The organism is Streptomyces anthophorae (assembly GCF_049310305.1).
GTDB lineage: Bacteria > Actinomycetota > Actinomycetes > Streptomycetales > Streptomycetaceae > Streptomyces.
The window spans coordinates 5,538,623-5,558,674 of sequence record NZ_JBLWQQ010000001.1 but is presented as its reverse complement, the minus strand read 5'-3'; the positions used below and the strand labels follow the sequence as shown (position 1 = coordinate 5,558,674).

At 70.2% G+C, this 20,052-nt stretch carries 20 protein-coding genes and 1 tRNA gene; 8 read left to right on the top strand and 13 right to left on the bottom strand.

The features are described 5' to 3' along the window. Positions 1-5: 5 nt before the first annotated feature. Positions 6-2,414, bottom strand: coding sequence for an immune inhibitor A domain-containing protein (locus ACNYS0_RS25315; protein ID WP_422476758.1), 2,409 nt, complete (start codon positions 2,412-2,414; stop codon positions 6-8). 314 nt (positions 2,415-2,728) lie between these two features. Here ACNYS0_RS25315 and ACNYS0_RS25310 point away from each other — a divergent pair, with 314 nt between their 5' ends. Beyond that, positions 2,729-3,025, top strand: a complete 297-nt coding sequence (locus tag ACNYS0_RS25310; protein WP_422476757.1) for a hypothetical protein — start codon at positions 2,729-2,731, stop codon at positions 3,023-3,025. 36 nt (positions 3,026-3,061) lie between these two features. Here ACNYS0_RS25310 and ACNYS0_RS25305 read toward each other — a convergent pair whose 3' ends face one another. Together ACNYS0_RS25305 and ACNYS0_RS25300 are read right to left on the bottom strand one after the other, a co-directional pair. Continuing rightward, a complete protein-coding gene (locus ACNYS0_RS25305) occupies positions 3,062-3,715 on the bottom strand; it encodes an RDD family protein (RefSeq protein WP_422476756.1) in 654 nt (217 codons plus the stop codon). Between the two features lie 66 nt (positions 3,716-3,781). Beyond that, a complete protein-coding gene (locus ACNYS0_RS25300) occupies positions 3,782-5,173 on the bottom strand; it encodes an RDD family protein (RefSeq protein WP_422476755.1) in 1,392 nt (463 codons plus the stop codon). A 232-nt stretch (positions 5,174-5,405) separates the two neighbouring features. Between ACNYS0_RS25300 and ACNYS0_RS25295 the strand changes: the two genes are divergently transcribed. Beyond that, positions 5,406-5,885: an SsgA family sporulation/cell division regulator gene (locus ACNYS0_RS25295; protein ID WP_422476754.1), complete on the top strand. Its 480-nt coding sequence runs from the start codon at positions 5,406-5,408 to the stop codon at positions 5,883-5,885. Positions 5,886-5,907: 22 nt separating this feature from the next. On the opposite strand, the gene ACNYS0_RS25290 is transcribed toward ACNYS0_RS25295, so the two are convergent. The 6 genes from ACNYS0_RS25290 to hppD all read right to left on the bottom strand — a co-directional run bounded on the left by ACNYS0_RS25290 (position 5,908) and on the right by hppD (position 10,106). After that, the gene (locus tag ACNYS0_RS25290; RefSeq protein WP_422476753.1) at positions 5,908-6,102 is read right to left on the bottom strand and encodes a hypothetical protein; all 195 of its coding nucleotides are present in this window, start codon (positions 6,100-6,102) and stop codon (positions 5,908-5,910) included. Between the two features lie 174 nt (positions 6,103-6,276). Beyond that, complete coding sequence (locus ACNYS0_RS25285; protein WP_422476752.1) at positions 6,277-7,647, bottom strand: FAD-binding oxidoreductase; 1,371 nt, start codon at positions 7,645-7,647, stop codon at positions 6,277-6,279. A gap of 125 nt (positions 7,648-7,772) precedes the next feature. Continuing rightward, positions 7,773-8,360: a nitrile hydratase subunit alpha gene (nthA, locus tag ACNYS0_RS25280; protein WP_422476751.1), complete on the bottom strand. Its 588-nt coding sequence runs from the start codon at positions 8,358-8,360 to the stop codon at positions 7,773-7,775. Next, a complete protein-coding gene (locus ACNYS0_RS25275) occupies positions 8,350-8,652 on the bottom strand; it encodes an SH3-like domain-containing protein (protein WP_422476750.1) in 303 nt (100 codons plus the stop codon). The genes nthA and ACNYS0_RS25275 overlap by 11 nt, the downstream gene beginning before the upstream one ends. Continuing rightward, a complete protein-coding gene (locus ACNYS0_RS25270; protein WP_422476749.1) occupies positions 8,645-8,929 on the bottom strand; it encodes a hypothetical protein in 285 nt (94 codons plus the stop codon). The genes ACNYS0_RS25275 and ACNYS0_RS25270 overlap by 8 nt, the downstream gene beginning before the upstream one ends. Positions 8,930-8,960: 31 nt before the next feature. Beyond that, positions 8,961-10,106 (bottom strand): 4-hydroxyphenylpyruvate dioxygenase, encoded by a 1,146-nt coding sequence (hppD, locus tag ACNYS0_RS25265; protein ID WP_422476748.1) that lies wholly within the window; start codon positions 10,104-10,106, stop codon positions 8,961-8,963. 138 nt (positions 10,107-10,244) lie between these two features. Between hppD and ACNYS0_RS25260 the strand changes: the two genes are divergently transcribed. Genes ACNYS0_RS25260 through ACNYS0_RS25240 form a run of 5 tightly spaced genes read left to right on the top strand, consistent with a single transcriptional unit; the run spans position 10,245 to position 14,549 of the window. Continuing rightward, positions 10,245-10,715, top strand: a complete 471-nt coding sequence (locus ACNYS0_RS25260) for an Lrp/AsnC family transcriptional regulator (protein WP_351338227.1) — start codon at positions 10,245-10,247, stop codon at positions 10,713-10,715. 34 nt (positions 10,716-10,749) lie between these two features. Continuing rightward, a complete protein-coding gene (locus ACNYS0_RS25255; RefSeq protein ID WP_266710829.1) occupies positions 10,750-11,397 on the top strand; it encodes an ABC transporter permease in 648 nt (215 codons plus the stop codon). Next, the gene (locus ACNYS0_RS25250; protein ID WP_422476747.1) at positions 11,390-12,673 is read left to right on the top strand and encodes a betaine/proline/choline family ABC transporter ATP-binding protein; all 1,284 of its coding nucleotides are present in this window, start codon (positions 11,390-11,392) and stop codon (positions 12,671-12,673) included. The genes ACNYS0_RS25255 and ACNYS0_RS25250 overlap by 8 nt, the downstream gene beginning before the upstream one ends. Beyond that, positions 12,670-13,545, top strand: a complete 876-nt coding sequence (locus ACNYS0_RS25245) for an ABC transporter permease (RefSeq protein WP_422476746.1) — start codon at positions 12,670-12,672, stop codon at positions 13,543-13,545. The genes ACNYS0_RS25250 and ACNYS0_RS25245 overlap by 4 nt, the downstream gene beginning before the upstream one ends. A gap of 32 nt (positions 13,546-13,577) precedes the next feature. Further along, positions 13,578-14,549 carry a glycine betaine ABC transporter substrate-binding protein gene (locus tag ACNYS0_RS25240; RefSeq protein ID WP_422482773.1) on the top strand — a complete coding sequence of 324 codons (972 nt, stop codon included), beginning with the start codon at positions 13,578-13,580 and terminating at the stop codon, positions 14,547-14,549. An 18-nt stretch (positions 14,550-14,567) separates the two neighbouring features. On the opposite strand, the gene ACNYS0_RS25235 is transcribed toward ACNYS0_RS25240, so the two are convergent. The 4 genes from ACNYS0_RS25235 to ACNYS0_RS25220 all read right to left on the bottom strand — a co-directional run bounded on the left by ACNYS0_RS25235 (position 14,568) and on the right by ACNYS0_RS25220 (position 19,798). Further along, positions 14,568-15,359 (bottom strand): S16 family serine protease, encoded by a 792-nt coding sequence (locus tag ACNYS0_RS25235; protein ID WP_422476745.1) that lies wholly within the window; start codon positions 15,357-15,359, stop codon positions 14,568-14,570. Positions 15,360-15,462: 103 nt separating this feature from the next. Beyond that, positions 15,463-16,104: an IclR family transcriptional regulator gene (locus ACNYS0_RS25230; protein ID WP_422476744.1), complete on the bottom strand. Its 642-nt coding sequence runs from the start codon at positions 16,102-16,104 to the stop codon at positions 15,463-15,465. A 282-nt stretch (positions 16,105-16,386) separates the two neighbouring features. Further along, on the bottom strand, positions 16,387-18,189 hold the full coding sequence (locus ACNYS0_RS25225; RefSeq protein WP_422476743.1) for a DEAD/DEAH box helicase: 1,803 nt from the start codon (positions 18,187-18,189) through the stop codon (positions 16,387-16,389). A 151-nt stretch (positions 18,190-18,340) separates the two neighbouring features. Beyond that, the gene (locus ACNYS0_RS25220; RefSeq protein WP_422476742.1) at positions 18,341-19,798 is read right to left on the bottom strand and encodes an MFS transporter; all 1,458 of its coding nucleotides are present in this window, start codon (positions 19,796-19,798) and stop codon (positions 18,341-18,343) included. A 172-nt stretch (positions 19,799-19,970) separates the two neighbouring features. Between ACNYS0_RS25220 and ACNYS0_RS25215 the strand changes: the two genes are divergently transcribed. Next, a tRNA-Cys gene (locus tag ACNYS0_RS25215) sits at positions 19,971-20,045 on the top strand. Positions 20,046-20,052 lie beyond the last annotated feature (7 nt).

Here is a 20,052-nt window from a genome sequence, read left to right as displayed (position 1 = left end):
CTGTTCTACTTGGCCGAGGGGCCCACCTTGACCGTCATCGAGGAGCCGTCGCGCGGCTGGCTCACGATGCTGATCTTGGTGTTGGTGTCAGTTGTGCGCACGCTTCCCGTGGGGTTCTCGGCGTACCAGTACGTGCCCTTGTGATCGTCGAAGACGGGCGTCCCCGACTGCGCCGGGATCTTCGTTTCGACGCCCAGCTTGTGGAGCGTCATGCCGGGGACCGGGTAGCGGCCGAAGGCGGCGTCGTACGGGGTGATCTTGTTGGTGATCAGCTTGCCGTCGGACCACTTCAGCGGCTTCGCGTGCGCGTCGACCGGGAGGATCAGCCCCTTGCCGGGGTGCTGGCCGACGTTGTTGTTGCGCTGCGAGGTGTCCCACTGCCAGATCATGAGGCCGGGGCGGTACGCGTAGTGCTCGACCCAGTTCTGCTTGGCCCCGCCGTCGCGCCAGCCGAAGTTGTACGGGCCGACCGCGAGGGTCTTGTCGTACGACACGTACTGGCGGTTCTCCGCGATGTAGAACTGCGGGAAGTCACCCGTGATCGAGGCGCCGATGCGGGAGAAGCCGCGCGTGGTCCAACCGGCCTGCTCCGTCTCGGCGTTGTCGGAGAACAGCGTCGCGCCGTCCGCCTTGACCGTGAAGTTGTCGAAGGCGAAGCCCATTTGGGCCACACCGCCGTCGGTCTTGTAGCGGAAGCGGACGTCGATCTTCTGACCGGCGTAGTCGTTCAGCGGGTACGTCAGGTGCTGGAACTTGCCGTTGGTGCCGGTGAGGGCCGGCTTGTCGCCGCCGTCGCGCGGGATCGGCTGCCCGTCGGCGGTGCCGTCGACGGTCTTCCAGCTCGCGCCGCCGTCGGTGGACACCTGCGTGTACAGGTAGTCGTAGTCCTTCTCGATGTCGTACCAGCCGTCGAGTTCGAGGGCCGCCGACGTCTTGCCGGTCAGGTCCACGGTGCGGCTGAGCGTGTTGTCCAGGTCGTCGCCGTAATCCGACCACCACTGCTTCGCACCCTCGGCGGGCTTCACGATGTCCGTGGTGACGTTCTTCTTCGGCAGTTCGACGACGAGCGCCTGCTTGAGCTTGGTGTTGTACTCCGCGACACCCAGCTTGTGCGTCGACCTGGTGGCGGCCTTCGCCTTGTCGTAGTTGAGCCAGCCGAGCTGGAGCTTGTCCCAGGCCGTCATGTCGCCCGGCATGTCGCCGATCGACTCCTTGCCGGTGCCGAGCCAGGAGCCCGCCGACATCAGCGACCAGAAGCCGACCGAGTTCTCGCCGGTGTACGTCGTGTCGTACAGGTCGGGCAGGCCCAGGTCGTGGCCGTACTCGTGGGCGAAGACGCCGAGGCCGCCGTTCTCCGGCTGCATCGTGTAGTCGCCGACCCAGATGCCGGTGTCGCCGATCGGGGTGCCGCCCGCCTTGAAGCCGGACGGGCCCGTCTCGCCGTCGTCACGGGAGTAGGCGTAACCGCGGTGCGCCCACAGGGAGTCGCCGCCCTGCGCGCCGCCGCCCGCCGAGCCGTCCTCGCCCGCGTGCACGATCTGGAAGTGGTCAATGTAGCCGTCGGGCTCGTTGAAGTTGCCGTCGTTGTCGTGGTCCGTGCGGTCCCACTGGTCGTACTGGGCCATGTCGGCCTTGATGTCGGCGTCCGACTTGCCGGCCGCCTTCTGCTGCGCGACCCAGGCGTTGACGCCGTCGCGGACCAGGTCCTCGACGTTCGGGCAGTTGTCGGCGCCGCAGTAGTTGGAGCCGTAACGGGCCTCGTTCCACTCGACCTTGACCCAGTCGGAGACCTCGCCCTCGACCGAGTAGCGGCCCGACGAGGTCTTCTCGTAATAGGTCTTGAGGGAGTCGGCGCCCTTGCCGGAGGCGGTCTTGCCTTCGCCGAAGTAGAGGTCCTTGTAGTGCTGGGAGTTGTAGTCCTTCTGCCAGGCCGTGCTGTTGTCCTTGGCACGGTCCGGCTCGGCTATCTGATTGTGCAGCGGGCCGGGCGTGCCGCCGTACTTGGGCTTCAGCTCGTCCGTGTCGTCGTCCGCGCGGTCCACCAGGGTGGTGTTGTCGACCTTGTCGCCGAACTCGGCCAGGATCGTGAAGATCTTGTCCGTGCGCTCGCGGCCCAGTTCGACGTATTTGCCCTTGGAGAGCTCCACGACCTTGGAGCCGTGCTTCTCCTGGACCTTCGACGTGCCCTGGAGGACCTGCTGGAGCGCGGCCTGCCGCTGCTTCTCCTGCTGCTTGCTGAACGGGCCGTCGAAGACGTGCCCCTTGCCCCCGTACGTCTTTCCGTCGGCGGTCGAGCTCGTCGCGGCCGGGGTGTCGGCCTGGGCGGTGGTCGCCGCGAGCGAGCCCGTGGCCGCGGTGGCGGCGAGCGTCGCGATGACGGCGACGGATCTCAACGCCCGTCTCTTGGTGGTCACTTGAGTGGTCCCCTCCTCCGTGGCATGAGAGCCACGCGTCACAAGTGACGTCATTTGACCGGAAGTAGAGGAGAAATAACAGACCTTGACTGAGACATTCACATTGCACTATGCAGAGCGACCGGTTCGGAATGCGGACGCGTCGTCCGCCGCTTCCCCACGGGCAACGGGCGCGTCGTTCCGTCCACTTGGTGGACCTGATGACTCCGTGCGCCCCCCATGCTCCGGCGGTATTGCTTAGGGCATGCTTACCGGGTGCTCCGCTCGGGCACAGGTCCGAATAGTCCCCCGATGTCACGAGGACGGATCTCACCATGCCTCGCCCGACTGTCGCTCAGCTCGCCTACGGATCGGCCACCGTCGTCTGCTCCACCATCGCCATGGTTCTGCTGTCCCGGACGAGCTCGGGCCCCGGTATCCCGGTGATCGCCGTCTCGGCTCTCATCCTGGGCCTGTTCGTGGCAATGTCGGTGCCGACCCGCAAGCGGGAGCCCGCCGCAGGGACGGCCACCGCGGAGGAGCGGGTTCCGGCCCAGCGCCTCAGCACGACGGTGCCCTCCCCCTCGGCCCCCGCCGAGCCCTCGCGCGCACGCGAACCGGCGGGCCCGTGAGACACGGACCCGCCGGTGCTTCGCTGACCGGTTTCGTCAGGCGGTGCTGACCACCACGGTCTTCGCCGCCTTGTCGTGCAGACCCTGCTTGTAGGGCTTGTCGAAGAAGCTCCAGCCGCCGCAGATCGCCGTCCAGATGCAGGCGCAGCAGAACACCGCGGGCACCCACAGGACGACCGCGCGCAGCAGGTTGCTCTGCATGGCGGGCGTCGCGCCGTCGCTCAGGTTGGCGACGCGCAGCTTCAGCAGCTTCTTGCCGAGCGTCTGCCCGGTCCTCGCCGTCATGATCGTGTCGTAGCCGACGTAGAGGATGGCTCCGATCAGCGACTGCCCGAGCCGCTTCCCCGCGTCCATCTCGTCGGTGTCGATGTTGTACTGGCCGACCCCGAAGAGCCACGACAGCAGGCCCACGACGATCGCGATCAGGATGATGTCGATGATCCGCGCGAGGACGCGCTTGCCGCTGTCGGCCAGCGGCGGCATCCCCGCGAGCGGGTCGGCCGCGCCGTAGCCGCCCCCATAGGGATCACCACCGTACGGGGGTGGCGGCGGGGGCGGGGGCGCCGAGCCGTAGGGGTTCTGGGGGTTGTCGTACGGCGAGCCGCCACCCTGGTCGTTGGGCGGCGGCTTGCGGAACGGGTCGTCGTCCGGCGGCTGGCCGGACCCGGCGGGCGGCGGTTCGGTGCTCATGGCCCGAGTGGAACGCGAACCCCGCCGCCCTGCACGTGGCGGGCCGCCGTCCGGATGACCCTTCCGTCAGTCGGCCGCCACGAACGTGCGCGCCGCCTTGTCGTGCAGACACTGGCGCCACGGGCGGTCGAAGGCGCCCCACAGGACGCCGAGGACGCCCACGACGAGGACGCCGGGCACGCTGTAGGCGATCCAGCGCTTGAGGGCCGAGACGAACGTCGGGGCTTCGTGCTCCTCCATGTCACGGACCGTCAGACCGAACAGCTTCTTGCCGAGCGTGTAGCCCCACTTCGACGTCGGCAGCGCCTCGTAGAGCGTGCCGACCACGAGCAGCACCGCGAGGACGATGCCCAGGTACGTGCCGGTCGTGCCGTCGAGCAGCCAGACCGTGACCTGGTGGCCCGAGGCCTTCGCCTCGTCGATCTTGCCGTTGATGTGGTCGACGGCCTTGGTGCCGAGCGGCACGGCGACGGTCGCGGTGACCGCGCCGACGACGGCCGAGTCGATGAGCCGGGCCGCGAACCGCTTGCCGAGGCTTGCCGGGCGGGCCGCGGCGGCGGCCTGCGCCGCGGCGAGGAACGGGTCGGTGGAGACCGGCTTGAACGGCGTCACCGGACCGTTCGGCTCCGCCGCGGGTGCGGGCGCCTGCCCCTGCCCCGCCAGTTGGTGCACCTGCTGCGGCCAGGACGGGGAGCCGCCACCGGGCCCCTGCGTCATGGGGCTCTGGAGGTGCGCCTGCGCCTGGGGCGGCTGCTGCTGGTGCGGCTGCTGCTGCGGCTGTTGCTGCTGCGGCTGCTGGTGCGGGACGTTCGGCTGGGCGGGGGCGGCCGGGGTCTGCGGGGCGGGCTGCGGGTTGAGGCCCGCGCGGGACTGCGCCTGCGACTGGCCCGGCGTCGCGGTCCCGGCCTGGCCGTCCTGCTTCGGCAGCGCCCTGAACGCCATCGTGCCGTCGGCGGGGGCCGGCTTCCCGGCTCCCGGCTGCTGCATGGCGCGGAGCTTGACCGTGCCGTCCGTGCGCTCCGGCGGCGCGGACGCCTCCGGGGCGGACTGCTCGGGGGGCTGCGCGTTCGGGTCCGCGCCCCAGGACACCCGCCCGGCCTGCTCGGCGCCGAAGCCCGCCTGCCGGGAGGTGTTGGCCTGCCAGGCGGACGCGGGCTCGGGCGCCGCGGGTGCGCCGTGCTCCGGGGGGCCCATCTCCGTACGCACGGAGGGCTCCTCGTCGAGGAAGACGGGGCCGGTCTCCTCCGCGGGAGGCGGTTCGGAGGCCGAGGTGGGGGCGGGGGCGGCGCCCGCTCCGGGCGGGGCCGGAAGGGACTGTCCGTCGGAGGGCGCGGGGCGACTGGTGCCCGGCACCCACGCGGCCCCGTTCCAGTACCGGACATATCCGGGAATGGACGGATCGGGGTAGTAGCCTTCGCGGGGCCTGTCGTCGCCGGGGGCCGGGGTTGGGGCACTCATGTCCGTCGTCCCGTATCTGCTCGGGGGTCTTGTTGTGGGGTCCACATCTATCAGACCGCCGCGCCCGCCCGTGCCGCTCCGCCGTTACGGACCACTTTCCGGGGAACTCCGCACCCCTGACGGACCGCCGGAAAACTTCTTCGGCGAACTCGCGTAATGCTCCGTGCGGATCGCGCTCTCACCTTCCAGCGGGCCCGCTCCGGGCCCGTACGACGGAGAGGAAACGCACGACATGCACAACGTGGTGGAACGCGAACTGGAACTGAAGCTCGTGCTCTCGCCGGAGCGGAGCATTCCCGTCCCGGCCCGGCTGACCTACCGCGCCGGCGACCCCTATGCCGTCCACATCACCTTCCACATCGGCTCGCACCACCCCGTCAACTGGACGTTCGCCCGCGAGCTGCTCGTCGAAGGCGTGTTCCGGCCGTGCGGGCACGGGGACGTGCGGGTGTGGCCGACGAAGGTGGACGGGCGCAGCGTGGTCCTGGTGGCGCTGAGCTCGCCGGACGGGGACGCGCTCCTGGAGGCGCCGGCCGCGCAGGTCTCGGCCTGGCTGGAGCGGACGCTGCGGGCGGTCCCGCCGGGCACGGAGGCCGATCAGCTCGGCATCGACGAGGCCCTGGCCGAGTTGCTCACCCCGACGCCGGCCGCGGACGACCTGTACCTGTGCGACCCGTGGCCGGGGGACGAGTCGTCCTCCGAGGACCTGTGAGGGGCCCGGCACGGGGGCCGGATCACTCGGAAGGCGTGCCCGGGTCCAGGGTGCCGGTGAGCGTGGTGCCCGCCGGGGCGGGACCCGGGTCCGCGACCGCGGTGCCGACCGCGAGGCCGACGGAGGACAGCGCGAGCGCGCCGACCAGTACGGCGGCGGTCCTCCTGCGGCGACGGGCGGACTTGTCGTGGTTACGGCCTGCGGTGCTGGTGCTCATCGGCGGGACCTCTTCGGGCTGCGGGATGCCGGCCGGCGCCCTGAAGGCCGGCCGTGCGACCCCTCCAGGGTCCCGCCGGACGACACCCGGCCACATGAGGCTTTCGTCCTTTATGTGGACGATACGTAACCGGGGACGCACGCCCTGCGACACCCCGCGCGACGCCGTCCGCGGTCAGAACAGCTTGCCGGGGTTGAGCAGGCCCAGCGGGTCGAAGGCCGCCTTCACCGCCTGCTGCATCTCGACGCCGACCGGGCCGAGCTCGCGGGCGAGCCACTCCTTCTTCAGCACGCCGACGCCGTGTTCGCCGGTGATGGTGCCGCCGAGTTCGAGGCCGAGCGCCATGATCTCGTCGAAGGACTCGCGGGCGCGGCGCCCTTCGTCGGGGTCCTGCGCGTCGAAGCAGACGGTGGGGTGCGTGTTGCCGTCGCCCGCGTGCGCGCACACCCCGATGGTGAGGTCGTACTTCTCGGCGATCCGCTCGACGCCTTCGAGCAGCTCGCCGAGCTTGGAGCGGGGCACGCACACGTCGTCGATCATCGTGGTGCCCTTGACCGCTTCGAGGGCCGTGAGCGACAGGCGGCGCGCCTGGAGCAGCATCTCCGACTCGGCGGCGTCCTCCGCCGGCACGACCTGGGTGGCGCCCGCGGCCTCGCACAGCGCGCCGACGGCCGCCAGGTCCGCCGCGGGGTCCGGGGTGTCGAAGGCGGCGAGGAGCAGCGCCTCCGTGGTCTCCGGCAGGCCCATGTTCGCCATGTCGTTGACGGCCTTGACCGTCGTACGGTCCATGATTTCGAGCAGGGACGGGACGTGCCCGCCCTCCATGATCTTGCACACCGCGTCGCAGGCGGCCTCCGCCGAGGCGAACTCCGCCGCGAGCACGAGCTGCCCGGGCGGCTGCGGCTTCAGCGCGAGCGTCGCCTTCACGACGATCCCGAGGCTGCCCTCGGAGCCGACGAAGAGCCGCGTCAGGTCGTAGCCGGCGACACCCTTCGCGGTGCGCTTGCCGGTGTGCAGCAGCCGGCCGTCGGCGAGGACGACGTCGAGCCCGAGCACGTACTCCGCCGTCACTCCGTACTTCACACAGCACAGGCCGCCCGAGGCCGTGCCGATGTTGCCGCCGATGGTGCACATCTCCCAGCTGGACGGGTCCGGCGGGTAGTAGAGCCCGTGTTCGTTGACCGCGCGGGAGAGCGTGGCGTTGATGACGCCCGGTTCGACGACGGCGATCCGGTCGACCGGGTTGATCTCCAGGACGCGGTCCATCTTGACGAGCGAGAGGACGATGCAGCCCTCGCTCGCGTTGGCCGCGCCCGACAGGCCCGTGCGGGCGCCCTGCGGGACGACCGGGACGCGCAGCGCGGTCGCCGTGCGCATCACGTGCTGGACCTCTTCGACGGTGCGCGGCAGGACGACGACGGCCGGGGTGCCGGCGTCGCAGAAGCTGGCCATGTCGTGGGCGTAGGAGGCGGTGATGTCGGTGTCGACGATGATCGCTTCCGCGGGCAGGCCCGTGCGGAGCTCTTCTATGAGAGTGCGGCTCATGATCACAGCCTTGCACTCCGTTTCGGCCGTGTGAACCCCTTGCAGTCACCCGTCGTTGCGGTCGCGGGGCTCCGCCCCGGACCCCGCGCCTCGATCGCCGGCGGGCTTGATCGGGCTTGAATTCGTTACACCAGAGCCGTGCCGATCAGGCCGTTGCGGGTGATCAGGGAGGCCAGGTCCGGCTCGGTCAGGTCGTCCGTTCCGGCGGGGCGCCGTGGCAGGACCATGTAGCGGGTCTCCGCGCTGGAGTCCCAGACGGTGATCTTGACGTCGGGCGGCAGCGTGACGCCGAACTCGCCCAGGACGGAACGGGGTTCACGGACCACGCGGGAGCGGTACGCCTCGCTCTTGTACCAGCCGGGCGAGGGGCCGAGGAGCCGCAGCGGGTAGCAGGAGCAGAGCGTGCACACGATCATGTTGTGCACGTCCTCCGTGTTCTCGGTGACGCGCAGCCGCTGGGGCTGGACTCCCCCGCTGGAGAAGCCCAGTTCGGCCACGGCCGCCGAACCGTCCGCGAGCAGCCGCTCCTTGAACGCCGGGTCGGTCCAGGCGCGGGCCACCACCTTCGCGCCGTTGACCGGCGAGGCGCCCGCGAGGAAGCCGTCGATGACCTCGTCGACCGTTTCGCCGCCGACGATGCCCTTGTCCTCCAACAGGCTCTCCAGGAGCCGTACTTGGCGGGAGATCACCGCGTCGTCGTGGTCACCTGACATCGGCGTCGGCCTCCTCGAAGGGCTCCAGGTAGCTTGCGGACAGGTCGAGGACGACGTCGTGCTCGCCCTCGCCCCACAGTTCGCGCGCCGCGAACCGCACCGCGTAGATCATCTCGACGGGGGCGTCCTCCCGCCCCTGCGCGCGCACGTCGGCGAGCGGCGCCCGGCCCTCGGGCTCGACGACGACCCCGAGCTTTCCGCGGGCGTAGCGCGGCAGGCGGGTGTGGTGCGGCGGGTCGTGGCGGTAGGTGCGGACCCGGTCGCCCGGTGCGAAAGCGGCTCGCTCAGACATGGTCGAGGGCCCCCTCCTCGATGACGCCCTTGCGTTCGAGGAGCGTCCGGATCGCGTGGAACCAGCGCTCGTAGTACGAGGCCGCCAGATACTCCTGGGGCGGCATCGTCTCGATGGCGTCCCGGAACTCGTCGAGGTTGAAGACCTTCTGGACGAGCAGCGCGCGCTGGAGCGCGAAGACCCGCGCCTCCCAGTCCGCGTGGAAGGGTTCGGCGTCATCGGTGGTGTCGATGGCGCCGAACCCTGTCGTTCCGCCTACGTCGTTCATCCTGGCCATGCGGCCAGACTAGGCGCGGACCTCCCAAGAACTACAGGTTTCCGCGCTTCTCCTGCTCGCGCTCGATCGCCTCGAAGAGGGCCTTGAAGTTGCCCTTGCCGAAGCCCATGGAGCCGTGCCGCTCGATCATCTCGAAGAAGACGGTCGGCTTGTCCTGGACCGGCTTGGTGAAGATCTGCAACAGGTAGCCGTCCTCGTCGCGGTCGACGAGGATCTTCAGCTCGCGCAGCGTCTCGACGGGCACCCGGGTCTCGCCCGCCCACTCCCCGAGCGTGTCGTAGTACGAGTCCGGGGTGTCCAGGAACTGAACTCCCGCCGCGCGCATGGCCTTCACCGAGGCGACGATGTCGTTCGTGGCGAGCGCGATGTGCTGGACGCCCGCGCCGCCGTAGAACTCCAGGTACTCGTCGATCTGGGACTTCTTCTTGGCGACGGCAGGCTCGTTGATCGGGAACTTCACCTTGAGGGTGCCGTCCGCGACCACCTTCGACATCAGCGCCGAGTACTCGGTCGCGATGTCGTCGCCCACGAACTCCTTCATGTTCGTGAAGCCCATGACCTTGTTGTAGAACGCCACCCACTCGTTCATCTTGCCGAGTTCGACGTTGCCGACACAGTGGTCGATGGCCTGGAAGGTGCGCTTGGCCGGGGGCTCGACGATCGGGTCGGCGGCGGCGAAGCCGGGCAGGTAGGGGCCGTCGTAGCCGGAGCGCTCGACCAAGGTGTGGCGGGTCTTTCCGTACGTGGCGATGGCGGCGCGCACGACGGTGCCGTGTTCGTCCTTCGTCTCGTACGGCTCCTGGAGGCCGCGGGCGCCGTGCTCGACGGCGTACGCGTACGCGGCGCGGGCGTCCGGGACCTCGATGGCGAGGTCGACGACGCCGTCGCCGTGCGCCGCGACGTGGTCCTGGAGGAAGGTGCCCCACTCGGTGGAGGCCTTGATGACGGAGGTGAAGACGAAGCGGGCCGAGCCGTTGGTCAGGACGTAGGAGGCCGTCTCGCGGCTGCCGTTCTCCGGTCCGGAGTAGGCGACGAGCTTCATGCCGAAGGCGGTCGAGTAGTAGTGCGCGGCCTGCTTGGCGTTGCCCACGGCGAAGACGACCGCGTCCATCCCCTTGACCGGGAAGGGGTCGGCCTGCCGTGCGGTGTCGGGGGTGTGGTGTGTGGTCTGCGTCATACCGTGAGGTTCCCGCCGCTCCGCAAGGTGCGCAATAGTTTGCGTTTTCGCTGGGCAATCTGACCAGTGCGGGGCTCGTTTCTGCGGGCTGCTTGTACAGGGTGACCACCCGGAGACGGGACGGCGACGGAGGCGTACATGGCGATCGACGATCTGGACGGGCGGCTCATCGTGCTGCTCGCGCGCGAACCGCGGATCGGGGTGCTCGAGATGTCCCGCCGGCTCGGCGTCGCGCGCGGCACCGTACAGGCCCGCCTCGACCGGCTTACCTCGAACGGAGTCATCCGCGGCTTCGGCCCCCAGGTGGACCCGGCGGCGCTCGGCTACCCGGTCACCGCGTTCGCGACGCTACAGATCAGGCAGGGGCAAGGAGCCGACGTCAGGACCCATTTGGGCGGCGTCCCCGAGGTCCTGGAACTGCACACGACGACCGGCAGCGGGGACATGCTGTGCCGGCTCGTGGCCCGCTCGAACGCGGATCTTCAACGTGTGATCGACCGGGTTGTCGGTTTTGATGGCATCGTCCGGGCTTCCACGGCGATCGTCATGGAAAATCCTGTTCCGCTGCGCATCATCCCCCTGGTGGAACAGGCGTCAGGAGATTCCTGACGGCTATCCGAGCACCGCCCGGGAGTGAGGTGCGATGAACTTCTGGGACTACCTGGGCGCCCGGCATCAGCAACTGCTCGCCGACGCCTATCAACACGCGAGCGCCGTCTTCCAGTGCATGGTGCTCGCGACCTTGATCGGCATCGTCATCGGCATCGTCTCGTACCGCAGCGAATGGGCCGGGAACCTGGCGACGACCGCCACCTCGACCATTCTGACCATCCCCTCGCTCGCCATGATCGGTCTGCTGATCCCGATCGTGGGCCTCGGCGTCGCACCGACCGTCATCGCGCTGACCCTGTACGGGCTGCTGCCGATCGTGCGGAACGCGATCGTGGGCCTGCGCGGCGTCGACCCCGCGCTGATCGACGCGGCGAAGGGCATCGGGATGTCCCGGACCGCCCGCCTGTTCAAGGTGGAGCTGCCGCTCGCCTGGCCGCCCATCCTCACCGGCATCCGGGTCTCCACGCAGATGCTGATGGGCATCGCCGCCATCGCCGCGTTCGCCTCGGGCCCCGGGCTCGGCAACGAGATCTTCCGCGGCATCGCCTCCCTGGGCAGCGCCAACGCGCTCAACCAGGTGCTCGCCGGAACGCTCGGCATCATCATCCTCGCCCTGCTCTTCGACGCCGCGTACGTCCTCATCGGACGGCTGACCATCCCGAGGGGGATCCGTGCCTGAGACCACGACGACCGCGACGACCGAGCCGTCCGGGGCCCCCGAGGCGTCCGGGGCCAGCATCGAGCTGGAGAACCTCACCAAGCGCTATCCGGGCTCCACCGACCCCGCCGTGGACAGCGTCAACATGGAGATCAAGGCGGGCGAGCTGATCATCTTCGTCGGCCCGTCCGGCTGCGGGAAGTCCACGACGCTGAAGATGATCAACCGCCTCATCGAGCCGACCGCCGGGCGCATCCGCATCGGCGGCGAGGACGTCACCGACATGGACCCGGTGAAGCTGCGCCGGAAGGTCGGCTACGCGATCCAGTCCTCCGGGCTCTTCCCGCACATGACGGTCGCCCAGAACATCGCGCTCGTGCCGAAGATGATCGGCTGGTCCAAGTCGAGGATCAAGTCTCGCGTGGAGGAGATGCTCGACCTGGTCGGCCTCGACCCCGCCGAGTACCACGGCCGCTATCCGCGCCAGCTCTCCGGCGGCCAGCAGCAACGCGTCGGCGTGGCCCGGGCGCTCGCGGCCGACCCGCCCGTGCTCCTGATGGACGAGCCGTTCGGCGCCGTCGACCCGATCACCCGCGACCACCTCCAGGACGAGCTGATCCGGCTCCAGCACGAGCTGCACAAGACGATCGTCTTCGTCACGCACGACTTCGACGAGGCGATCAAGCTCGGCGACCGGATCGCCGTCCTGCGCGAGAAGTCGCACATCGCGCAGTTCGACACCCCCGAGGCGATCCTCACCAACCCGGCGGACGACTTCGTCTCCGGTTTCGTCGGCGCGGGCGCGGCGCTCAAGCGCCTCAACCTCACCCGCGTACGCGACGTGGAGGTCACCGACTATCCGACGGTGAGCGTCGACGACCCGTTGCAGGACATCTTCAACAAGCTGCGGGCGGCCGGCACGAACGAGCTGCTGCTCCTCGACAAGCGCGGCCGGCCCTACAAGTGGCTGCGCCGCGGCGACCTGATGCGCGCCAAGGGCTCCCTCGCCCGCGCGGGCACCCTCGTGCACGACACCGTCACCCGCGACGCCACCCTGCGCGACGCCCTGGAGGCGGTCCTCACCGACAACGCGGGCCGCGTCGCGGTGACCGGGCGGCGGGGCGCGTACGAGGGCGTCGTCGACATGGAGACACTGATGAACTCCGTACAGGAACTCCTGGAGGCCGACCGGCTCGAAGCGGTCGAGCACCAGCACGAGCTGGAGGAGCAGCGCGCCGAGCAGACGCATCAGGAGCAGGAGGGTTCCTACGGCCCCGGCGGGGAGGCGAAGGCGTGAGCACACCGTCCCGTAAATCGCCTCCCAAGGGCGCGCGCCCCGAGGGCGAACACGAGGTCAGGGGCCTCGCGTTCCGCGACGAGGGCCGGGCCGAGCCCGAGGCGCCGCCCTCCCCGGCCGTCCGGAAGGACCCGCCGCGCATCACCTGGAAGAAGCTGACGTTCCTCCCGGTGTTCCTGGTCCTGGTCCTGCTGATCACCTGGCTGTGGTTCCGCAACGCCGACCTCGACACGATCTCCGAGAACGCCATCTCGGGCGGCGCGGTCGGCAAGGCGCTGCGCCAGCACATCAGCCTGACGGTGATCTCGACCTTCTTCGTGCTGATCATCGCGATCCCGCTGGGGATCCTGCTGACCCGCAAGATGTTCCGCAAGGCGACCCCGTTCGCCCTGGCCATCGCCAACATGGGCCAGGCCACCCCGGCCATCGGCCTGCTCGCCCTGCTCGTCATCTGGCTGGGCATCGGCGAGAGGTCGGCCCTGATCGGCATCATCATCTACGCGATCCTGCCGGTGCTCTCCAACACCATCGCGGGCCTGAAGGCCAACGATCCGACGCTCCTCGAAGCGGCGAAGGGCATCGGGATGTCGCCGATGGGAGTGCTGCGCAAGGTCGAACTCCCGCTCGCCGTCCCGCTGATCCTCGCGGGCGTGCGCACGGCGCTCGTCCTCAACGTCGGCACGGCGACCCTTGCCACCTTCGGCGGTGGCGGCGGCCTCGGCGTGCTCATCACCACCGGCATCACCAACCAGCGCATGCCGGTCCTGATGCTCGGCTCGATCCTCACCATCGCACTCGCCCTGCTCGTCGACTGGCTGGCCTCGCTGGCCGAACTGCTGCTGCGCCCGCGCGGGTTGGAGGTGCGCTCATGAAGCCCGTGAAGCACATGAGGCCCGTGAGGCACATGAAGTACCGCGTGCGGGTGGCCGTCGCGGCGAGCTGCGGGATCGCGCTCCTGGCGAGCGGCTGCGGACTGACCAGTGGCAGCCCGCTGGTCGACGACGTACAGCCGGGCTCCATCGGCAAGGACAAGCCGCTGGAGGGCGCGGACATCACCGTCACGTCCAAGGAGTTCACCGAGCAACTGGTGCTCGGCGCGATCATGGGCATCGCGTTCAAGGCGGCCGGCGCGGACGTCCTCGACCGGACCGGCATCCAGGGCTCCATCGGCGCCCGCGAGGCCATCAAGTCCGGCGACGCCGACGCCATGTACGAGTACACGGGCACGGCCTGGATCACGTACCTCGGCAACTCGGACCCGATCACCGACCCGCAGAAGCAGTACGAGGCCGTGGCCAAGGCCGACAAGAAGAACGGCATCACGTGGCTGCCGCAGGCCGAGCTCAACAACACCTACGCGCTCGCCATGAACGACGCCAACTTCAAGAAGTACGGCACGAAGACGCTCTCCGACGTCGCCGCGCTCGCCAAGAAGGACCCGAAGGCCGTCACGCTCTGCGTGGAGAGCGAGTTCGCCAACCGGGCCGACGGCCTGCACGGCATGCAGAAGGCGTACGGGATGAACGTGCCCGCCGCGAACATCACGCAGATGGACAGCGGCATCATCTACACCCAGGCGTCCAAGGGCAGTTGCACCTACGGCGAGGTCTACACGACCGACGGCCGGATCAAGGCGATGCACCTGAACGTCATGGAGGACGACAAGAAGTTCTTCCCGAACTACAACGCGGCGCCCTCGATCAACAGCAAGGCGCTCAAGAAGTACCCGAAGATGGCGGACGTCCTGGAGCCGATCACGAAGAAGCTCAACAACACGGTCGCCCAGGACCTCAACGCGAAGGTGGACGTCGAGGGGCAGGACCCGCACGACGTGGCGAAGGACTGGCTGGTGAAGGAGGGCTTCGTCAAGGAGTGAGGGTCCGGACTCCCCCGGTCAGCACTCCGGGACCGTGCCCGAACCCTTCTCCAGGTTCGTCAGCGCGGTCATCGTGCCCTTGAGCGTGCTCACCGAGATCAGCTTCATCGAGTCCGGCGCGGAGGCCTTCGCGTCCGAGCACTCCGCCTTCGGTACGAGGAAGACCGTGGCGCCGTCCCGGTCGGCGGCCTGCACCTTCAGCGACACGCCGCCGACCGGGCCGACCTTGCCCTCGGCGTCGATGGTGCCGGTGCCGGCGATGGACTTCCCGCCGGTGACGTCGCCGCCGCTGCCGTCGCCGTCCAGCTTGTCGATGATGCCGAGGGAGAAGAGCAGGCCCGCGCTCGGGCCGCCGACGTCGCCGAGCTGGAGGTCGACCTCGATGTCCTTGGAGGACTTGCCGAGGTAGGAGAGGGCGGCCTCGGTCGCAGCGTCCTGCGAGCCCTTCATCTCCTTCTTGTTGTGCTGCTCGACCTCCTTCGTCGAGTCGCCCGACGGGTACACCGCGTCGCGCGGCATCACCGCCCGGTTCTCGGCGAACCAGCCGTCGAGCACGTCGCCGAGGTGCACGGAGGCGTCGGGGCCCGTCGCCACGATGGTCACCGCGCGCAGCTTGCCCTCCGTGGGGCGGGTGGGGGCGCCGCTGATGTCGATGACGGGTTTGCCGTCCGACTTCCCGAGGACGTTCGTCGTGGGGCCTGGCTGGGCCACGGAGAACGGCAGGGGGGCGAAGCCCGCGATCGCGAGGAGGGCGACGACCGGGGCGGCGCAGAGGGCCAGGGCGGCGGGGCGGCTGAGGCGATTGAGCACGGTGTGACTCTAACGTGGCAGGTTGTTTCTGCGGCGACGGCGTTGCGGTCGCGGGGCTCTGCCCCGGACCCCGCGCCTCAATCGCCGGCGGGGCTTGAAATGACTACCGCAGCGCGTCCGCTACCTCACGGGCCGCGTCCAGGACTCGCTGGCCCACTCGTTCGGGGACGGAGTCCGAGAGCATGACCACGCCCACGCTGCCCTCCAGGCCTGTCACGCCGAGCAGGGGGGCCGCCGCCCCGCTCGCGCCGGCCTCCAGTTCGCCGTGCGTGAGGGTGTAGCCCGTCTCGGGGAGCACGCCCTGGCGGGCGCCGAGGATGGCGCGGCCCGCGGCGCCCCGGTCGAGCGGGTGGCGGAAGCCCGTGCGGTACGCCACGTGGTAGTCGGTCCAGGTCGGCTCGACGACGGCCACGGCGAGGGCCTCCGTGCCGTCCACCAGCGTCAGGTGCGCCGTCGCCCCGATGTCCTCGGCGAGTGCGCGCAGGGCGGGGAGCGCGGCCTCGCGCACCAGGGGATGGACCTGCCGGCCGAGCCGGAGCACGCCGAGCCCGACGCGGGCGCGGCCGCCCAGGTCACGGCGGACCAGGGCGTGCTGCTCCAGGGTGGCGAGCAGACGGTAGACGACGGTCCGGTTGACACCGAGCTTGTTGGAGAGCTCGGTGACGGTCAGGCCGTGGTCGGTGTCGGCGAGCAGTTTGAGGACGCGCAGTCCCCTGTCGAGCGTCTGGGAGGTCTCCGCGGTCACGACGCCCACTCCTTAGTGGTGAGGGACGACGGCCTCCTGCGCGGGGGTCGCGTCACCTGTCCCGTGGGCGACGCGCGTGAGAGGCCGCCGGTCGGTGATCAGGCGCTGGGCTGCTTACGGCTGTCATTGGACGCACCGGCTGCGCTCCGCGGCGGCTCTGCCACGGGGCGTGTGCGTTGCCCGGAATGTAGCGAGGTCGTCCCGCTGAGCGGAAGACTCCGTCCAGAATCCGGTCAGTCAACGGCCGGAGATGTGCGCGAATGCCCGCACTTGATCCCCATGTCACTTCATGCGGGTCGCCCATTCCTGCACCTTGGCGATGCGCTGGCGCAGCTGTCCGCCGGTCGCCTCCGCGCTCGGCGGGCCGCCGCACACCCGGCGCAGTTCCGTGTGGATGACACCGTGCGGCTTCCCGCTCTGATGCACGTACGCGCCGACGATCGTGTTCAGCTTCTTGCGCAGCTCCATCAGCTCCTTGTGGGAGACGACGGGGCGGCGGTCGGCCGGCAGCTCCAAGAGGTCGGCCTCGCTGTCCGGCTTCTTCTTGCTGTGCGAGATCTGCCGCGCCTGCCGCTTCTGGAGCAGCATCTGCACCTGGTCGGGTTCGAGCAGGCCCGGGATGCCGAGGTAGTCCTGCTCCTCCTCGCTGCCGGGGTGCGCCTGCATGCCGAACTCGGCGCCGTTGTACATCACCCGGTCGAAGGTGGCCTCGGACTCCAGGGCCTCGAAGGAGAACTGCTCCTGCTCGCCGGTGTCCTCGTCCTGCTCCTTGTTCGCCTCGTCCATCTCCTTCTCGGACTCGGCGTAGGGGTCCTCCTCGTTGTCCTTCTTCGGCTTGTCGAGGACGTGGTCGCGCTCGACCTCCATCTCGTTGGCGAAGCCGAGCAGGTCGGGGACGGTGGGCAGGAAGACGGAGGCCGTCTCGCCGCGCCTTCGCGAACGCACGAAGCGGCCGACGGCCTGCGCGAAGAAGAGGGGTGTCGAGATCGTCGTGGCGTAGACGCCGACCGCGAGGCGCGGGACGTCGACGCCCTCGGACACCATGCGGACCGCGACCATCCAGCGGTCCTCGCTCGCCGCGAAGTCGTCGATCCGCTTCGAGGCGCCGGTGTCGTCGGAGAGCACGACGGTGGCCTTGCTGCCGGTGATCTCGCGGATCAGCTTCGCGTACGCGCGGGCCGAGTCCTGGTCGGTGGCGATGACGAGGCCGCCCGCGTCCGGGATGCCCTTCCTGACCTCGGTGAGGCGGGCGTCGGCGGCGCGCAGCACGCTGGGCATCCACTCGCCGCGCGGGTCGAGGGCGGTGCGCCAGGCCTGGCTGATGGCGTCCTTGGTCATCGGCTCGCCGAGCCGGGCCGCGATCTCGTCACCGGCCTTCGTGCGCCAGCGCATGTTGCCGCTGTAGCTGAGGAAGATCACCGGGCGCACGACGTTGTCGGCGAGCGCGTTGCCGTAGCCGTACGTGTAGTCGGCGGCCGAGCGCCGGATGCCGTCCCGGCCCTCCTCGTACTGGACGAAGGGGATCGGGTTGGTGTCGGAGCGGAACGGCGTACCGGTCAGCGCGAGGCGGCGGGTGGCCGGCTCGAAGGCCTCCAGGCAGGCCTCGCCCCACGACTTCGAGTCACCGGCGTGGTGGATCTCGTCGAGGATCACGAGGGTCTTGCGCTGCTCGCAGCGGTTGCGGTGCAGCATCGGCCGCACGCCCACACCCGCGTACGTGACGGCGACGCCCTGGTACTCCTTGCTGAGCGGACCGGCGCTGTACTCGGGGTCCAGCTTGATGCCTATCCGGGCGGCGGCCTCGGCCCACTGCTTCTTCAGGTGCTCGGTCGGCGCGACCACGGTCACCTGCTGCACGACGTGGTGGTGCAGCATCCACGACGCGAGGGTGAGCGCGAACGTGGTCTTTCCGGCGCCCGGGGTGGCGACCGCGAGGAAGTCGCGGGGCTGCTCCTGGATGTACCTGTCCATCGCACCCTGCTGCCACGCACGCAGCTTGTTGGCGGTGCCCCAGGGGGCGCGGCCGGGAAAGGCGGGTGACAGGTGGGCGGACGAGGCAGAAGGAGTGGCGGATGTAGTAGTCACGGTCTCCGGTTACTCAAAGCTGGACGGCACGGCTACGTATGACAACCGGGCCACCCTACCGGTGACGCGGTTGACGAGCGCGCCCGGCGAGGCCGGACGGGGGCCGGTTGGGACGCGCGTCACAGATCAACTCGCCGACCCGTACGGGCAGTCAGGGCGACGTCACCGGAGCGCGCAGCCGCGCCGCCACCCACACCCCGACCAGCGCGACCGCCGCCATCGGCAGGAACACGGCGGCGAACGCGGCCGGATGCGAGCCCCCGGCCGCCTGTGCGGCGCCGTGCCCCGCCGCCCCCACCGCTCCCCCGCCGAGCGCCGCGAAGGCGGCGCCGCCCGCGGCGAGCAGCAGCGCGTTGGAGAGCCCGTCGGAGATCTGAAGCGCGGCGGAGTTCGACCCGGCCTCCTCGGGCGCGGACAGCTGGAGCAGCAGCACGGACGTGGAGGAGATCACGAGCCCCATGCCCAGGCAGCCGAAGGCCCAGGCGACGGCCACGGTCCACACGGGCACGGCCTGGATCAGCACGCTCGGCGCGACGGCGACGGCCGCGGCGACCAGCACCATCCCGCAGGCCACGAGCCGCTCCCGGTACGGCTCGACGCGCGGCCGGGACTGGAGCCACGAGCCCAGCGCCCAGGTGCCGCCGCCCGCGGCGAGCGAGAACCCGGCGAGCGTGGGGCTGAGCCCGCGCTGCGTCACCAGCATCAGCGGCACGAAGGACTCGGCCGCGATGAACGACCCGGCCGCGATGCCGCGCAGCAGCACCACGGACGGCAGCCCGCGCGCGGCCCGGTAGGTGCCGCGCGGCAGCAGCCCGAGCACGGACGGCACGAGGAGGGCGGTGCCGACGGCGGCGGGCAGCAGGGACAGCGGGCGCAGGTCCTGGGCGGCGTACTGGAGGAGTCCCGCGCCGAGCGAGATGCCGAGGGCGAGCCGGATCCGGCGCCGGTCGAAGGCGGCCGGTGCGGCGCCGTCGGGCGGCCCGCCGGCCCGCCGCCGCACCTCGGGAAGGGCGAGCGCGAGCGGCAGGACGACCAGGATCGGGATGCCGAGGAACACCCACCGCCAGCCGATGTGCTCCGTCACGGCGCCCGCCGCGAGCGGCCCCACGATCGACGGCACGACCCAGCTCGCCGCGAACGCCGCCATGATCGCGGGCCGCAGCCGCTGCGGGTAGGCCCGGCTGACCACGACGTAGAGCCCGACGATCACCAGGCCGCCGCCGAGCCCCTGCACCGCCCGACCGGCGATGAACATCCACATAGTGCCCGCGGTCCCGGCGAGCAGCAGCCCCGCGGCGAAGGAGCCGATCCCGGCCGTGACGGGTCCGAGCGGCCCGCTCCTGTCGGCCCACTGCCCGGCGAGCACCATCCCGAACAGGCTGGTCGTGAAGAAGCCGGAGAACGCGAACGCGTACAGCGACACCCCGTCCAGCTCCCGGGCCGCGACGGGCATCGCGGTCCCCACGGCGGTCGCCTCGAAGGCGATGAGCAGCACGACCGTGACGATGCCGACGCTGAGCGCGCGATAGGTGCGGCCGAGGACACCTTCGGACGCGGAGAGGACGGGGCGGACGGTGGCGTCGTCGGTGACGTCTTCGAGGGCGGCCATGCGGTTCAGAGTAAGGGGCGTACGGCTCTCTGACCCCTGTCCTGAGGAGGTCGGGCACTGGTCCCTTGGTCGTAGGTCCGGGCGCTTCATGAACGGCGCATGGCAGTCGTGTTGCGGGGCCCCGGGAACCCTTGAGGGGCGGCTGAGCAGGCCCGTAGCTTGGGCAGTGCTTGGCCGTGTGCCCGAGTGGCTGAGGGATTCGCCTGCAAAGCGAAGCACGCCGGTTCGATTCCGGTCACGGCCTCCACGCACGA

Bases quoted from the DNA above. Each gene is read 5' to 3' on its own strand.
- ACNYS0_RS25310 (WP_422476757.1), top strand. From the start codon at position 2,729: ATGCCTCGCCCGACTGTCGCTCAGCTCGCCTACGGATCGGCCACCGTC.
- ACNYS0_RS25305 (WP_422476756.1), bottom strand. From the start codon at position 3,715: ATGAGCACCGAACCGCCGCCCGCCGGGTCCGGCCAGCCGCCGGACGAC.
- ACNYS0_RS25300 (WP_422476755.1), bottom strand. From the start codon at position 5,173: ATGAGTGCCCCAACCCCGGCCCCCGGCGACGACAGGCCCCGCGAAGGC.
- ACNYS0_RS25295 (WP_422476754.1), top strand. From the start codon at position 5,406: ATGCACAACGTGGTGGAACGCGAACTGGAACTGAAGCTCGTGCTCTCG.
- ACNYS0_RS25290 (WP_422476753.1), bottom strand. From the start codon at position 6,102: ATGAGCACCAGCACCGCAGGCCGTAACCACGACAAGTCCGCCCGTCGC.
- ACNYS0_RS25285 (WP_422476752.1), bottom strand. From the start codon at position 7,647: ATGAGCCGCACTCTCATAGAAGAGCTCCGCACGGGCCTGCCCGCGGAA.
- nthA (WP_422476751.1), bottom strand. From the start codon at position 8,360: ATGTCAGGTGACCACGACGACGCGGTGATCTCCCGCCAAGTACGGCTC.
- ACNYS0_RS25275 (WP_422476750.1), bottom strand. From the start codon at position 8,652: ATGTCTGAGCGAGCCGCTTTCGCACCGGGCGACCGGGTCCGCACCTAC.
- ACNYS0_RS25270 (WP_422476749.1), bottom strand. From the start codon at position 8,929: ATGGCCAGGATGAACGACGTAGGCGGAACGACAGGGTTCGGCGCCATC.
- hppD (WP_422476748.1), bottom strand. From the start codon at position 10,106: ATGACGCAGACCACACACCACACCCCCGACACCGCACGGCAGGCCGAC.
- ACNYS0_RS25260 (WP_351338227.1), top strand. From the start codon at position 10,245: ATGGCGATCGACGATCTGGACGGGCGGCTCATCGTGCTGCTCGCGCGC.
- ACNYS0_RS25255 (WP_266710829.1), top strand. From the start codon at position 10,750: ATGAACTTCTGGGACTACCTGGGCGCCCGGCATCAGCAACTGCTCGCC.
- ACNYS0_RS25240 (WP_422482773.1), top strand. From the start codon at position 13,578: ATGAAGTACCGCGTGCGGGTGGCCGTCGCGGCGAGCTGCGGGATCGCG.
- ACNYS0_RS25220 (WP_422476742.1), bottom strand. From the start codon at position 19,798: ATGGCCGCCCTCGAAGACGTCACCGACGACGCCACCGTCCGCCCCGTC.